Genomic DNA, 14374 nt, shown 5'->3' with positions numbered 1-14374 from the left:
TCAGCGGAGCCCGGCCGGCCCGGCCTGGGCAAGCCTGCCTACGGGGGAGGTTCCGCTCAGGCCTGCCCCTCGGCCCGGGGCTCGCCGGAGTTGTCAGCTGTGCTCCCGCCGGCTTCTGGCGAGCTGGGCCAACGCATGGGCCGCTCGCTCACGTGGACGGCGGCGTAGCCGCGCGCATGCGCGCGGCCCGCTGCGAAGGCCTGGGCAAGGTTCTTGCGGCGGCGCTGTGCCGAGCGGGCTTGCGAGGGCGAGATACCGAGATCGGCGAGCAGGCGCTGCTGGCCCGCGTGTAGTTCGTCGAACCGGACGCACTGCTCATAGAGCCACTCGCCCACGATGAGAGTGGTGCCGGGAAATCCCGCCGTGGCATCGACGGAGCCATGCCTTCGGACGCGAACCGTGCCGGGTTGCGACATCTGTTGCGCCAACCGTTGCGGTTATGTGTTGCGGCTGACTGTTGCGGCAACTGTTGCGCGAGACTTCCCGGCGTACCGAAGTTTGCCCAGGTCACCACTACCGTACGGGCGTGGTCGGGGGGCTGACATCCCCGTTGCGGCCGCTTTCGCCCAGTCCCTGGCTGGAGTCGAGGGTGAGGGACGGGCGGGATGGGCGGCGCGGACGCTCCGGGGATCGGGGCGCGCCGGCAGGCTGGCCTGGTGGGACTGCGGCGGCAGGGCACAGCACGAAGCCCCGGACGTCCCTTCAGTTCTAGTGGTCGTCGCAACACCCCAGCTCACCGCACGACCCGCCGGGCCGTCGCGGCAGCCAAGGAGTCCTACCGGACCGGGAACCGCAGGGTCTTCCGTCCGTGGATACCCGAGCCGGCGATGTGGCTGCAGTGGGACTGGGGCGAGGGCCCGCGCATCGACGGCAGACGCACCAGTTTGTGGTGCGCGTGGCTGGCCTGGTCCCGCTTCCGGGTGGTCATCCCCGTGCTCGACAAGACCCTGCCGACGGTGGCGGCCTGCCTGGACGCGACGTTCCGGACGCTGGGCGGGGTCCCGACCTACTGCCTGACCGACAACGAGAAGACCGTCACGGTCGAGCACGTGGCCCGGATCGCGGTCCGCAACCCCGAACTGGTGCCGATCGCCCGCTACTACGGCACGGTCGTCAGGTCGTGCATGCCGGCCGACCCGGCCTCGAAGGGTGGGACGGAGGCGACGGTCCGGATCGCGAAGCGGGACCTGGTCCCCACCGCGGTGAACCTTCGGCCCGAGTACGCCGACCTCTCCGAACTTCAGGAGGCCTGCGAGGACTTCATGGGCGAGGTGAACGGCCGGGTCCACCGCGAGACCCGCCGGATCCCGGCCGAACTGCTGGCCGAGGAACGGCTCCGGTTGCACCCAGTGCCCGAGCAGGCGTTCACCGCCGCGTTCGGCGAGACCCGCAGGGTCGGCAAGGACTCCACGATCTCGGTCGAGTCGGTGCGCTACTCGGTCCCGCACGAGCTCGTCGAGGAGCGTGTCTGGGTCCGCTTCCACGGCGACGAGCTGATCGTCACCGCGATGGCCGCGGGCAGCGCGGTCGAGGTCGCCCGCCACCCGCGCTCGACGCCGGGCAGCCCGCAGATCGCCGACGAGCACTACCCCGACGCCCCGCGCGGCGAGCGCACCCCGAAGCCGACGAACCCGGCTGAGGCCCAGTTCCTGGCGATCGGCCCGGGGGCTGCGGCCTGGCTGGTCGAGGCTGCGGCGACCGGCGTCCGGAGGATCAGGGCGAAGATGGCGGACGCGGTCGCGCTCGCCAAGCTCTACGGAAGCGCCGATGTCGACCGGGCTCTTGGCACCGGGGCGACGGTGGGCCGCTTCGCGGAGGGCGACCTGCTGCCGATCCTGGACCACCAGGGCGAGCATGACCGCGTCGAACCGGTCCGCCGCAGTGAGACCCACAGCCTGCAGCCGGGCACCTCCGCCTGGTCAGGCTTCGGATCGGCCTGAGTCCTCGGGGTCCTCGACCAAGCCGCAGGCGAACGGAAACGCCTTCAGGAACTCGCGCCGACCCGGGTCCGTCTCTGCCTCGGCCATGCCCGCGAGCACGGTCAGGAACCGGTCGCGCTGGTCCTGCGGCAGCCGCGTCAGCACCCAGCTCACGCTCTCCATCATCTTCACTGCGGAGTCGGGGTCCACCTCCTCGTCCTCACAGCTGTCGAGGAACCAGACGACGTCGACGACCAATCCGGCAAGGACAGGCACCAGCGGGTCTGTGTCAGTCATCCGGGCAACCTATCCGACCCCCATGACAGCACCACTACCAACCCGGCCAACCGGCATCACGCGTCGGCCCGTCGGGGCCGACCGCACACCGGCGCTTCACCGAGTGGACCGCCACCCGGGTCTGGGCCAAGCTCCACCGCGTCATCCTCGACGAACTGGGATCGCGCGGGGACCTGGACTGGTCGCGCTGCGCCATCGACTTGGTGAACATGCGGGCCCAGAAAGGGGGGAGCTGACAGGTCCGAATCCTGTTGACCGGGGCAAGAAGGGCTCGAAGATCCACTTGATTACGGAGCGGACCGGTTTACCCCTTTCCATCGGCATCTCCGGCGCGAGCCTGCACGACAGCCAGGCACTCAAGCCGCTCGTCCGGGGCATCCTGCCGATCCGCTCGCGCCGCGGGCCGCGCCGACGACGGCCCGCCAAGCTGCATGCGGACAAGGGGTACGACTACGACGACCTGCGTCGATGGCTCCGCGGGCGAGGCATCCGGCACCGCATCGCCCGCAGAGGCATCGAGTCCTCCACCCGACTGGGCCGGCACCGCTGGACGATCGAGCGCACGATGTCCTGGCTCGCCGGCTGTCGCCGCCTGCACTGCCGCTACGAGCGTAAGGCCGAACACTTCCTCGCCTTCACCGCCATCGCCTGCAGCCTCATCTGCTATCGCAGACTCACCAAATGAGACGACGTCTTAGCCGACCCTGTGAAGTGTCACGTGCCCATCCAGGGCATCGCGGCCCGCTGGGGATTTCCCCGGCCCGCGGACTTCACCCGCGCCTTCCGAACGGAATTCGGCATGGCGCCCAGCTACTACCGCCACCATGCGCATGGCCACGACACCGGGGCTGGCACACAGAACTCTGCGACTGGCACACCGGACTAGGCATCGGATTTTTGGCCCCCAGGCATGGTGCCCGCAATCACGACCCGCGGCTCCCCGCTCATCTACTACCAGCCCAGCCCGAAGTCAACAAACCACCGCTAGCTCGAATCGGCCTTCAGCGCTAGGCGAGGGGTGGAGTTACTGCGATCGAGAATCATTGCTTCTCGAATTTCTCCGAGGCTCATCTGATGAAATTCTTCAGGGAGCTCCAGAGTCACAGAAGTGATTAGGTCATCAGTGGCCGCCGAGTTGGCGGACGGTCTGCGACCTCGGTGGGCGTCGAGATCGGACCGGCGAATCTCCGCCCGAATCTCGGCGTCATTTGTGAACGTACCGACCTCCCCAGTCGGTGACATGCGGCATTGTGCTATGGCAATGATTTCGCCGTCGTCATCCGCGAGCACTGCAACTTTCATAATCCCGTCCCTCCCTCAGGCGCCAACGCCGACGAGGTATAACTGAACCGGCGACGATAGTGAGTACTCGACGACAACGCTTGTGAAGAAGTCCGGGTAAGGGTTGGGCCTGTCCAGCCGCGGCTGATACATGCCGGAGTCGTGGCTCCGGATCACAGTGTCAGCTGTTAGCGCGGAAGGAGTCAGGATGATCATCCCGCCACCCCAGTTTACACTCCAGCGCAGATCAGCACCGCGCGCCTGACTGACTGGTCCCCAGACCGGCATTGATTCCCCTTGATCATTGAGAGACTCAGGCCTTTTCCGTAAGCCCCCATGCCGGAGTTGCTTAACAAGAAGGCGCCTGAACTGTGGATTTTCACTATCTGGTACACCTCGGGTAACAGTCAAGACCTGCAGATCAAGATATTTAAGACTTCCTGGCGTTAGCGATATAGCACAGTCCGCCGCGCCACCGGCATTCTTTCCATTTGAAATTATCGACGAGCCCCTCGAGGAATCCCGTATTCCAGAGAACCTGCCAGGAGCGGGCCCCGTTCGCATGCCCCAATGCGCCCGCCAGGAGCGGGCTCCGTTTGCATGCCCAAACGCGCCCGCCAGAAAGCGGGCCCGATCGCACTACCCCATGCCCACCCCGGTCCCGCCGGAGCGCGCTGCGGGCTGCGGGCCCAGATCAACGCGTTCGTCGAGCAGCACCTCGCCGACCCGGCCATGAGTCCCCAGGCGATCGCGGACGCCCACCACATCTCCCTGCGCCATCTCCAGCAGCTGCTCGCCGAGGACGGCACGTCCCGGCCGCCTGGATACGCCACCGCCGTCTGGAACGCTGCCGCCTCGACCTGGCCAACCCCCGCCTGAACACCCGTCCCATCCGGGCCATCGCCGCCCGCTGGGGCAGTCGGCCGGGACCAGCTCGACATCGAAGACCTCGGCCTGACCCGAGTCGTCCAGCTCACTGACGCGGGCCTCATCAGCAACGAAGCCAACCGCGGTGAGGCGGTCGACGGTGCGCTCGCGGCGTTCGTGCTGCCCCCGTCCGAGGGCGCTGAGCATTTCGATCAGGGCGTCGTCCGGCAGATCACCCGCGAGGTAGGCCGCCAGCTGCGTGAGGGCATGGACGCCGAACGCCTTCACCACCGGCTGACCGTCCGTTTCGCCAAGGTGATGCTCTCCGAGATCCGGGACCCGGGCCGGTGGCTGCTCGGGGTGGCCCTGCCGCGCTGGGGCTGCGGCTCCCAGGACTGCGAAGCCGGAGTCCTCTGGACGACCGGCAAGGACTGCGAGGTGTGCGCCGAAATCGTCCAGGACAAGTTCACCGCCCGGCAGCGCGCCCAGCGCCTTCAGCAGGGCCTGTGCCCCGACCACGGCACCCGCCCCAGCCCAGCCGGACGCTGCGCTGACTGCGAGCTGGACGACGCGATCCGCCACTTGGCCCCGGTTCCGGCGGCACGGGAACCCGAAGGCCTGCCACGAGGCTCGTGCGGCGACTGCGGCGCCCGCATCTTTCTGACGGGCCCGGCGCTCGAAGACGGCCTGTGCAAGCCCTGCCGCGAGGAAGCCGCCACCCCGGCCGCATCCGCAGCCGCCGCCCCCGCCGCCCCCGCCGTGCCGGCCGGGCCAAAATCCTGCTCCGGCATGGACGGCGGCGTGCCCTGCGCCCGCCGGGCTCTGCCGACCCGCAACGTCTGCGGCATCCACCGCGTCCAGGAGCTCGCCGGGGAGGTGGCGTGATGAGCCAGACCCCGAGCCCAGCGGCGTGGACCTTGGCCCGCGTCGCGCGTCTGCGGCTCAGGCCAACGGCGGGGCAGCGCGGGACAGTGCCTGGTCAGCGGGCTGATCGAGCGCACGGCGTGGGGCTGCGGCGGCCACCCGCGCGTCGCGCCGGGTGCGGCGCGTGCTGGGCGTGATGCCGCATGAACCGCTTCCCATCCGCAATGCTGATCCGGTCGACGGGGCGGTCCGGGGCGCGGCAGACTCTGGGGAGATGGAAGGGGCAGCATGAGTGCACAGCCGATTCACCCGCGCACGGAGCCGGACCGGGTGCCGCGTAACGCCGAGGGCATCGCGGCCGCGCTCGGCGGTGAGCGGCGGATGGAGTTCTACCGTGAGCTCCTGGCGGCCGCGCCGGAGGATGCCGAGGGGGTTCTACGCCGCTGGTGGTGCGAGGCGATGCTCGACACCGACCCGTCCGCCGGCCGGTTCACCGAGGCCGCGCTGAACGGCACCCTGCCCACGAAGAACGTCGCGTCGGCCATCACGCGCCGCCGGGCAGCCGGGCTGCCCGTTGAGTGACCGCACGGCCAGGAGCCGGACGGCTGGGCCGTGTGAACTGTCCGAAGAGGCCGACGCGCTGCTGGCCGACTTATCTCTGCCGGGTGAGGTCTTCGGGGCGATCATCCTGACCGGCGTGAGCCAGGAAACCCAGGGACAGCTGGACACGGCCGTGCAAGAGGCACGTTGCTGGCTGGAGGAGCAGGCCGAAGTCCGCCGTGACCTGTTCGCCCGCCTGGACCAGGCGGTGACCGCGCAGGACCCCAAGCAGGTTCGGCAGCTCCTGATCCGTGTCATGCCTTCCTGCTGGGATGACTGAGACCTTCGACAAGCCTCATCTTCCCAGCGCAGAAGGCACTTCCGCTTTTCCGATCAAGATCCGGACGCCGCGGCACGTGAAACGCGCAGGTTAGCCGTGAGATGTGCCGCACGACGAACACCTGTGGCGGGTGGTCAGCGTTTGATGCGCCCTCGGACTGCGAGAACAGCGAGGGCTAGGAGGGTGGGCTCCAGGAGGCGGGAGGTCATCTCGATGTAGGTGCCGGCCGTGGTGAGATCCTGTCCGCTGGATCGGAAGACCACAGAGTTGAGCGTGACGTTCAGGGCCTTCTCGAAACGTTCGCCGGTGAACCTGTTCCCAGTGGGGTTCCGCGGGTCGTCCTTTTCTATCTCGAAGGTAACCCTGCCTCCGCCGGGCGGCACGGTGCCAGTCACCTCCTGCTTTGGGGAGTCCTGGGGGAGCCCGAAGCCCATCAGCAGCACGATGGTGACGAGCATGGCGGCAGCCAGCCAGCCCAGGGCTCGGGAGGCGCGCAGGCCATAGCCGGACAGCATCCAATAGCCGTGCAGCAGTCCGCGCTCGGTCCGGGTGGTGCCGGTGCGGTCTTTGCGGCGCATCTCCATCTCGCCGTAGTAGAAATCCGCCGCCCCCGGCTCGTTCTTGCCGTCCTCGAACGCCTTGCGCAGCGCCCGGTACACCGGCGCCAGCTGCGCCGGCCCGACATGGCCAGCGCCGGACACCGCCACGTTCCAGCCCGGGACTGCTGCCGGTTGGCTTGCACGCCAGTGGTGCTCTTCAGCGAGGGTGCGGCGCTGGGTGAACCGTACTGGGCGCCAGCGATGCCAGTGTGTGCGGGGCGGGACCGCGCCAAAGGAGCAGGCACCCTCCAGCCGTAGCTGGTCCAGGTGCACGGCACCGGTGAACAGGCACCCCGACAGGTCGACGTCGGCAAGGACCAGATGGGCCGCATCCACTCCGCGCAGCGAGGTCATCCGCACCGTGGCATCGGGTGTGTCGGCAAGCGCCTGTTCTGGCATCCGCTGTCCGTCAAGGAGCACAAAGGGCTCGGGCTCCGCGGCGATGGTGAGGGGGTATTCGAAGACCGCGTGGGAGAAGTCCACCGTGGTGTAGCGCAGACGCAACTCGGCCGTCGATGCCCAGCGGGCCCGTCGACACACCAGGCGGCGCGCGACCAGCAAGAGGGTCGCTGGGCCGCTGAACGCTGTCCCGGACAGCACCACCCGCCCAGCGCACACCAAAGGCCCGAGGCTGACAGACCGCTCGAAAGTTGCCTGTTCGAACATGGCGTCGCCTCGGAAGACTGCCGATCTGAAGACGGGGTTGCCCTGGAAGACCGCCAGATAGAACACGCCGTCAGCGTGGAAGGTCGCCGACGCGAACTTGGTGCCGCCGTGAAAGACCACCCACCAGAACCGGGCACTCTCGTGGAAGGTCGCCGACCAGAACATGGCGTCGCTGTGGAAAGCCGCCGACCGGAACTGGGCGTCGCCGTGGAAAGCCGCCGAATCGAATCCGGCGACGCGATGAAAGGCCGCCAGCTCAAACGTGGCGGCGCGATGAAAGGCCGCTGCTTCGAACCGGGCGCGGCCGTGGAAGGTCGCCGACCCGAAGTGGACATCGCCGTGGAAGGCTGCCAAGTGGAACCGGGCGGTGCCGAGAAAGGTCGCCGACCCGAACCAGGCATCGCCGAAGCGGGGGTGTCCGGTAGCGGGGTCGCGGAGGGCGTCGAGAAGGGCATCGAGAAGGGGTCTGGTGAACGGGGTGCCGCGGTGGTCGATGTCCGTGCCGGGGGTGAGGCCAGTCAGGTAGGTGTCGCGGTCGGTGTCGGCGAGGTGGGCGAGGCAAGCGGTCTGGCCAGGGACGCGGATGCCGCGGCAGCCGACGGGGTCGGTAACAGGGTCTATGCCGTGTGCGCAGTGCGGCCAGGAAGGCGCCCCGGGTACGGGCGGTGTGCTCATTGGGGTGATGGCTCCATGGTGTGTGGAGTGCCAGGACATCCTTCCGGAGCAGAGGGCCGACGCACAGCAACCCTGCGTTAGCCCACTCACCCTTCGGCGGCACACTCTCAACCCCCATTGCTGTATCTGACCGGGCACCCAGAGAGCGCCGAGTTCTGGTGGAAGCTGGCCGCCGGCGCCGGCCACCGCGCCGCCGCCTACTGCCTCCACCTGCGCCATGTGGAGCTCGGCGAGGACCGCGAGGCACAGCACTGGCTCCACCAGCTCATCCAGTGCATGAACGAGAACGACGACGGCTTCTTCGAGGCCCTGGAGACCGTCGCGAAGTACGTGCGTACGAACGGCTCGGCGGCCAGCGCGCCGACGGGCTGTCTGGAAGCAGAGGTCGAGCGGCTGGCGTCCCGTGCGCCGGGCTGCGGCATCGTCCGCCGCCCCGACCGGCGCCTGGCCGACCGGTTCCATCGCTTCGCCAGCTGCCGCTGAACCGGGTTCGAACAGCAAGGAGCCGCATGCCGGTCGCTGGAGCCATAGCCCCGGCGACCGGAAAGGCTCCCACGTACGGCCCATAGAGCTGACTCACTCAGGATGCTGTCCGCTTCATCGTCTTCACGGCGTCTTCCTTCTGTTGGTCTTCCTCGCGGCCGTCTTCTTGGCCGAAGCCTTCTGGGCCCGCATCGGGTGTACCTCGGCTGCGTCGGTGCTCTCATCCGCGGGCTTGTTTGGCGGCCCGCACGCTATCCCGGAGGGCGGCCATGAGGTCGACGAAACCTTGCCTTCCGGTTTGGTCGCGGCCTCGAGCTCGGCTGGCTCGACGTCCCCGCGATCTGTGTGGTCAACGACCCCTCGGCTCGCCGTGCTGTTGGAGCGGGACCTGATCCGGGGCCCTGGCGACTGCAACGTGCCCTGGCAGAAGGTGGCGGATGTGCTCGGTCTGGGAAAGAGGCAGAGTGCCGAGATTCGGTGCCTGCGCCCAGAGCGGGCCGCATATCGGCCTTTCAAAGGCGCTGGTCGCCGGGGTTGCACGGCTATGCCCCTCCTGGTGTAGAGGGGCAGCGGCAGTTCGGTGCCGCTGACGTGGAACTCCGGGCGGCCCCCCGGGCACTATCCGAGTGCACGAGAGTCTGCGCCTGGCCGTGCTGCTTGCCCGTACCAGGCGCAGGCGGGTCATTCAAGGGCCGCCGGTCGGCAAACTCGCAGGTCAGAGCCCGTGAATGCGGCACTTTTCGATGGAACAGTCGGTGTGCCGGCGGTTGCGCCGCTAACGACCGCCTGCCCCACAGTGCTCCCGCAGCTAGCGCTGCTGCCCGGCTCTATCCCCGTGCAGTCAAGGGGAGAGCTCTGTTCCGTCTACCGCGTGCGACTGCCGCATGCCCGAACTCGAAGGACGATGATGACCACCGACCCGAACGCCCCGCGCCGCGACGACCAGTACCACGATGTGCGGCTCTACCTGCTGCTGCTTGCACTGACGGTGAGTCTGCTGATCGTGGCGGGCCTGGTCTACGTCGCTTACCAACACCCGTCGCTGACCGGACCTCTGGGTGTTGGCGGGACGGCCGCTGCGGTCCTGATGGCTGGGCTCGGGGTCGCCATTACCCGGCGGTGACGCGGGCCTGCGCTGTCATCCGGCCCGTCCGGGATCTCCATCCCGGCCGGGCCGGGTTGCAGCCTTCGTGCCGCGGTGCTGGCAGGGGCGCGATCTGGATCCGTGGGTGTTTTTCGGCAAGAAATCCAGGGCCTGTAGACAATGGCAGCGGTCCCGGCCACCGTGAAGTCAACGACATGCCATGGATGTGGCCCCTGCCTGCCATGATCAAGCACTGTGTCCGGCATGCCGAGTCGGACACGAAGCCACTCGACTGCCGCGAGCGCGTTGGCCGCGGCACGCGCGCCTTCGAGCCCCCTTGTGGACGCCCGGCCCTGCCCGCCCGTCCCCCTGCCGTCCGTCCTGTTGTCCGTGGACAAATGGCGTTGTCCACTCCTCATCACGCCCCTGACCTGCGGTGTTGCCGCCGTCGTCAGGTGGCCAATCCCTCCGGTTCGCATGGTGGTCTCAAAGCGGGGGCGCCTGTCCGGTCCTGGTGCCGAAGCACCGCGCGACCAGGACCGCGTCCGCGCTTCCCATCCATGACCCACTGGAGGAGACACCCTTGTCCCGTTCACCTCTCCGCACCGCGCTGCTGCGCGGCGCGTACGGCCTGATCGGCGCCGCGCTCGCCGCCACCGCCGTGGCATCCGTCCCCGTCCAGGCCGACAGCGTCGGCGTCCAGGTCACCTCGCAGGCGGGCACCGCCATCGGGGCCAAGGTGACCCGCCAGCAGATCATCCAGCGCGCCCAGGTCTGGGTCGACCGCAAGGTGCCCTACAGCGCCAACGGCACCCGCGCGCCGTTCAGCTCGTGGCCGGACCCGGCCACCGGAAGGTCCTACCGGCAGGACTGCTCAGGGTATGTGTCGATGGCCTGGCAGCTCAGGAGCAGCCTGTCGACCCACTCCCTGCCCAGCGTGTCGACGGCGATCCGCATCAGCGACCTGAAGCCCGGCGACATCCTCAACTCCCCCCAGCACGTGGTGATCTTCGGCGGCTGGATCGACCAGAAGCGTGGCACCTTCAGCTACTACCAGCAAAGCAGCCGCTCCCGGCCCACCAGCAGGGACATCGGGAGCCTCACGTCCGGGCGGCTCGCGGGGCATCCCCTCAGCAGCTACACCGCCCGCCGCTACCACCACGTCGTCGACTCCCCCGCCCCGGCGACTCCGCCGGCCCCGAAAGCCACGCGCACTCCGGCGGCTCCCTCCCGTACGCCCGCGCAGACCGCCACGACCCGGCCGCCCAAGGCCGCCCCGCCCAAGGCCCCCTCCACCTCGCCCAAGCGCAAGCCGGCTCCCGCGAAGCCGCGGACGGGTGCGAGGACGACCGCCCTCGTCTCCCTCGCCGGGCACGACCGGCTCTACGCCCTCGCGGCCGACCACAGCGCGGTGTACGAGTGGCGCGGCGGCCAGAGCGGCTGGAGGCGCATCGGCGGGCCGGCCGGGGAGATCTACGCGGGAGAGCTGGGACTGTTCGCCACCAACCCGGACGACGGCCGGATCTACAAGTACAACGACCGCCCCCACTCCTGGACCCGGATCGGCGGCCGCGCAGCCACCTTCGCCGTCACCAGCAACCGCCTCTACGGCCTGTCCCCCGACCACAGCGCGGTCTACCAGTGGACCGGCCAGGGCACCGCCTGGAAGCGCGTCGGCGGTCCCGCCGAGGACATCTACGCGGGCAAGCTCGGCCTGTTCGCCACCAACCCCGACACCGGGGACCTCTACCGGTACGGCGCCGGGCCCGGCCAGTGGAGCCGCGTCGGCGGGCCGGGGGGCTCCTTCGCGATCGCCGGGAACCGTCTGTACGGCCTGTCCCCGGATCACGGCGCGGTCTACCAGTGGAGCGGGAACGGCACCGCCTGGAAGCGCGTCGGCGGGCCGGCCGGGGAGATCTACGGGGGCGCTGCCGGCCTGTTCGCCACCAACCCCGACAACGGCCGGATCTACGCGTACGACAACCGCCCCCACTCCTGGACCAAGGCCGGCGGCCCCGGAACCACCTTCGCCGTCACCGGCAACCGCCTCTACGGCCTCACCCCCGACCACACCGCCGTCTACCAGTGGACCGGCCACGGCACCGCCTGGGCCCGTATCGGCGCACCCGCGGCCCGCTGACAGCCGCGGCCGCCCTCTCTTTGCCTCTTCTTCTCTCCTTTCTCCTTCTCTCTTCTCGGGAGGTCACATGTCTCTTCGCCCGCGCCCGGGCCGCGGGCAGCCGACCGTGCCGCGGCGCGTCGGTGCCTTACTGGCCGGTGCCGTCGCCGCGAGTCTGCTCACCGCGGTGCCCGCCCGCGCCGACGAACCGGAACCGCCCGTCCCGATGGTGTCAATCGTGTCCGGCGCAGACAGCCAGTACGGCCTGACGGCCGACCACTCGGCCGTCTACCAGCGTTCCAGCGCCAGCCCCGACTGGAGCAGGATCGGCGGTCCCGCCAGCCACCTCTACACGAGTGGTAACACCCTCTACGCCACCAATCCCCGTAGCGGCGACATCCACCAGTACAACCGTGCCCGCGGGACATGGACCCGTATCGGCGGGCCGGGGGCCGACTTCGCCGGCACCCGCGACCGGCTTTACGGCGCCAGCCCTGACCACAGCGGGGTCTACGCCTACACCGGCACACCAGGCTCCTGGTTCCGCATCGGCGGACCGCTCGCTCCCTGACCCCCGCTCAGCACTCCCGCCCGAACGTCCCGGAAGGGATCACACATGAAGCCCATCGTGTCCACGCACGACCATCAGGCGCCCCGGCGGGGTGCCACCTTGTGGAGCAGGCTCCACGGCGCGTTCCGCATGCTGTGCCTGCTGGCCGTCGGAGTCGTTGCCCTCGGCGTCACTGCGAACGCCACCCCCGCGAAGCGGCAGGTCGGACAGGTCTCCGACCCAGTGACGACGATCGAACTGAAACAGATCGTCGCGACGGAGAAGGCCGTCTACGCCCTGGCCGCCGACCAGCAGGGCGTCTACGAATGGTCCACCCGCCAGGACGGCTGGCTCAAAGTGTTCGGACCTGCCAAGAACCTCTACGCGGGAGGTGACAGCGTCTACGCGACCGATCTGGCCACCGGCAACCTCCACAAGTACATCGGCCGACCCGGCGAGTGGACCCGCATCGGCGGACCCGGCGCGTGCGATGTGCCGGTTTGGTGTCAGTGGGTGGGTGTCAGTGACGGGATGTCAGATAGCGGTGTTTGCGCTGGTGGGGTGTTGAGGTCGGGGCGGGGTCACTGACGTGGGGTGGTGTCTGTTGCCGATGCCACTGTCGCGGGGCGGTACACCCTGGCTCGTGTCGCTGTCACGGGAACGGTACTTCTGATCTTTTTGCGGGGCGGGCGGGTTCACGGTGGTCTTCTGTCGGGCGTGTGGCCGGGGGAGGACCGGGTGGGGGAGCGGGAGCTTGAGGGCTTGGTCTGGGTGTCGCGGCCGGTGTTGGTGGGGCGGTTGCTTCAGCTGGATGCGGCTGGTGGTGTGACGTCGGCGCATGTGCGGGCGGGGGCGCAGTTGGCGGGGGTGCATCCGCGGACGGTGTGGCGGTGGGTGGAGGCGGCGCGCAGTGAGGGCCGTGTGGAGCGTCGGAGGCGTTCCCGGTTCGAGTTGTCGGAGGAGGCGTGGGAGGTACTGGCGCAGGCGGGCGGCAATGTGTCTGTGCTCTACCGGCATTTGAAGGAGTGCGGGGACGGGGATGCGGGGGTGTCGCTGGCTTCGGTGTACCGGGCGGTTCAGCGTGAGCTGGCCTCGGGGCGGGTGTTGCCGGACCGTGCCGTGGTACGCCGGGCGCGGGCTGAGCGGGAGACCCGGCAGGCTCTGTCGGACCTCGCCGTCGCGGGTGTGGGCACCGGCACGCCGTCTGCTTCTGCCGCGGCTGGTCCGGCCTCGCTGACGCCTGCAGGGCGGGAGGCCGCGCCGGCGGGTGACGTGCCGGGCGTGGTGGTGCCGGTGGGGGCTCAGGCGGTGCGTACGGCGTCGGTGCGTGCGGTGGCCGAGGCGGTGGGGCAGGCGATGGCGGCCGGGGGCGCGGCGTGTGTGTTCGGGGATGCGGGGCGGGGCAAGACGGTGGCGCTGCGGATGGCGTTGTCGGATCCGCCGGTGGGCTGGGGCGTGTCGTGGGTGCGGGTGCCGGTGCGTCCGTCGGTGTCGGAACTGCGGCGGGTGGTGTTCGAGGCTCTGGTGTTGCCGGGCCGGTTTCCGCACCGATCGGCCGAGGCCGATGAGCGGATCGTCGGCGCCCTGGACGAGGCTCGGGTGCTGGTGGTGGATGAGGCACAACGGTTGCCAGCGCCGTGTCTGGAGTATCTGCAGTCGTTGTGGGACCACCCGCAGGCCCGGATGGCGCTGGTGCTGTGCGGGGCGGGCAGCGAGCGCGCGGTGGCGCGTGTGCCGCAGTTGGCGTCGCGGGTCTGCGCGTGGCAGGAGGTGGGGCGTCTCGCCGGGAGCGAGGTGGCTGCGACGGTGTCTGCCTTTCATCCGCTGTGGGCTGGCGTCGCGGGTGGGGAGGTGGCGTGGATCGACCAGTCCTGCACGCACGGTGTCTTCCGTACCTGGGCTGCCTTGACGACGCATCTGCAGAACGCGCTGCTTACCGTGCCGGATGCGACGGTGGACCGGGCGCTGCTGCGGCGTCTGTTCCGGCGTCTGAGCCCTCCGGTCTGAGCGAATGTGCGGACAGGCGGGGGAGATGGAAGACGGTGGTGCGGTCGGCGCCGCGCGGGGCGGGCTTCCGGAGGCGTCGCGTA

At 69.4% G+C, this 14374-nt stretch carries 13 protein-coding genes and 3 pseudogenes; 13 read left to right on the top strand and 3 right to left on the bottom strand.

Features of this window, described 5'->3' with window-relative positions; translation table 11 throughout:
• Positions 1 to 56: 56 nt before the first annotated feature.
• Positions 57 to 335, bottom strand: coding sequence for a hypothetical protein (locus tag ACWY4P_RS00815; protein ID WP_456208142.1), 279 nt, complete (start codon positions 333 to 335; stop codon positions 57 to 59).
• Positions 336 to 725: 390 nt separating this feature from the next.
• Here ACWY4P_RS00815 and ACWY4P_RS00810 point away from each other — a divergent pair.
• Positions 726 to 1940: pseudogene (locus ACWY4P_RS00810) on the top strand (Mu transposase domain-containing protein); the annotation flags it as partial.
• Here ACWY4P_RS00810 and ACWY4P_RS00805 read toward each other — a convergent pair.
• Positions 1920 to 2216, bottom strand: coding sequence for a hypothetical protein (locus ACWY4P_RS00805; protein WP_456208141.1), 297 nt, complete (start codon positions 2214 to 2216; stop codon positions 1920 to 1922). The pseudogene ACWY4P_RS00810 and the gene ACWY4P_RS00805 overlap by 21 nt on opposite strands.
• 65 nt (positions 2217 to 2281) lie before the next feature.
• Between ACWY4P_RS00805 and ACWY4P_RS00800 the strand changes: the two are divergent.
• The 6 genes and pseudogenes from ACWY4P_RS00800 to ACWY4P_RS00775 form a co-directional block, all read left to right on the top strand.
• Positions 2282 to 2901 (top strand): annotated as a pseudogene (locus ACWY4P_RS00800) (IS5 family transposase); the annotation flags it as partial.
• Between the two features lie 9 nt (positions 2902 to 2910).
• A pseudogene (locus tag ACWY4P_RS00795) lies at positions 2911 to 3102 on the top strand (helix-turn-helix domain-containing protein); the annotation flags it as partial.
• 995 nt (positions 3103 to 4097) lie between these two features.
• Complete coding sequence (locus ACWY4P_RS00790) at positions 4098 to 4376, top strand: hypothetical protein (RefSeq protein ID WP_456208140.1); 279 nt, start codon at positions 4098 to 4100, stop codon at positions 4374 to 4376.
• A gap of 165 nt (positions 4377 to 4541) precedes the next feature.
• Positions 4542 to 5249 (top strand): hypothetical protein, encoded by a 708-nt coding sequence (locus ACWY4P_RS00785; RefSeq protein ID WP_456208139.1) that lies wholly within the window; start codon positions 4542 to 4544, stop codon positions 5247 to 5249.
• A 267-nt stretch (positions 5250 to 5516) separates the two neighbouring features.
• Positions 5517 to 5810 carry a hypothetical protein gene (locus tag ACWY4P_RS00780; protein WP_456208138.1) on the top strand — a complete coding sequence of 98 codons (294 nt, stop codon included), beginning with the start codon at positions 5517 to 5519 and terminating at the stop codon, positions 5808 to 5810.
• A complete protein-coding gene (locus ACWY4P_RS00775) occupies positions 5803 to 6108 on the top strand; it encodes a hypothetical protein (protein WP_456208137.1) in 306 nt (101 codons plus the stop codon). Before ACWY4P_RS00780 ends, ACWY4P_RS00775 begins: the two co-directional genes overlap by 8 nt.
• 134 nt (positions 6109 to 6242) lie before the next feature.
• Here ACWY4P_RS00775 and ACWY4P_RS00770 read toward each other — a convergent pair whose 3' ends face one another.
• Entirely contained in the window at positions 6243 to 7727 is a 1485-nt protein-coding gene (locus tag ACWY4P_RS00770) for a pentapeptide repeat-containing protein (RefSeq protein WP_456208136.1), read from the bottom strand.
• A 438-nt stretch (positions 7728 to 8165) separates the two neighbouring features.
• Here ACWY4P_RS00770 and ACWY4P_RS00765 point away from each other — a divergent pair, with 438 nt between their 5' ends.
• The 6 genes from ACWY4P_RS00765 to ACWY4P_RS00740 all read left to right on the top strand — a co-directional run bounded on the left by ACWY4P_RS00765 (position 8166) and on the right by ACWY4P_RS00740 (position 14291).
• Positions 8166 to 8531 (top strand): hypothetical protein, encoded by a 366-nt coding sequence (locus ACWY4P_RS00765; protein ID WP_456208135.1) that lies wholly within the window; start codon positions 8166 to 8168, stop codon positions 8529 to 8531.
• 904 nt (positions 8532 to 9435) lie between these two features.
• Positions 9436 to 9654 (top strand): hypothetical protein, encoded by a 219-nt coding sequence (locus ACWY4P_RS00760; RefSeq protein WP_456208134.1) that lies wholly within the window; start codon positions 9436 to 9438, stop codon positions 9652 to 9654.
• Positions 9655 to 10198: 544 nt separating this feature from the next.
• Positions 10199 to 11755, top strand: coding sequence for a hypothetical protein (locus ACWY4P_RS00755; protein WP_456208133.1), 1557 nt, complete (start codon positions 10199 to 10201; stop codon positions 11753 to 11755).
• A gap of 67 nt (positions 11756 to 11822) precedes the next feature.
• On the top strand, positions 11823 to 12305 hold the full coding sequence (locus tag ACWY4P_RS00750; protein ID WP_456208132.1) for a hypothetical protein: 483 nt from the start codon (positions 11823 to 11825) through the stop codon (positions 12303 to 12305).
• Positions 12306 to 12350: 45 nt separating this feature from the next.
• A complete protein-coding gene (locus ACWY4P_RS00745; RefSeq protein WP_456208131.1) occupies positions 12351 to 12872 on the top strand; it encodes a hypothetical protein in 522 nt (173 codons plus the stop codon).
• A 150-nt stretch (positions 12873 to 13022) separates the two neighbouring features.
• Positions 13023 to 14291 carry an AAA family ATPase gene (locus ACWY4P_RS00740; RefSeq protein ID WP_456208130.1) on the top strand — a complete coding sequence of 423 codons (1269 nt, stop codon included), beginning with the start codon at positions 13023 to 13025 and terminating at the stop codon, positions 14289 to 14291.
• The last annotated feature ends 83 nt before the right edge of the window (positions 14292 to 14374 follow it).

The sequence above is a fragment of the Streptomyces sp. LZ34 genome (assembly GCF_053890475.1).
This window is presented reverse-complemented; position numbering and strand designations above follow the sequence as displayed.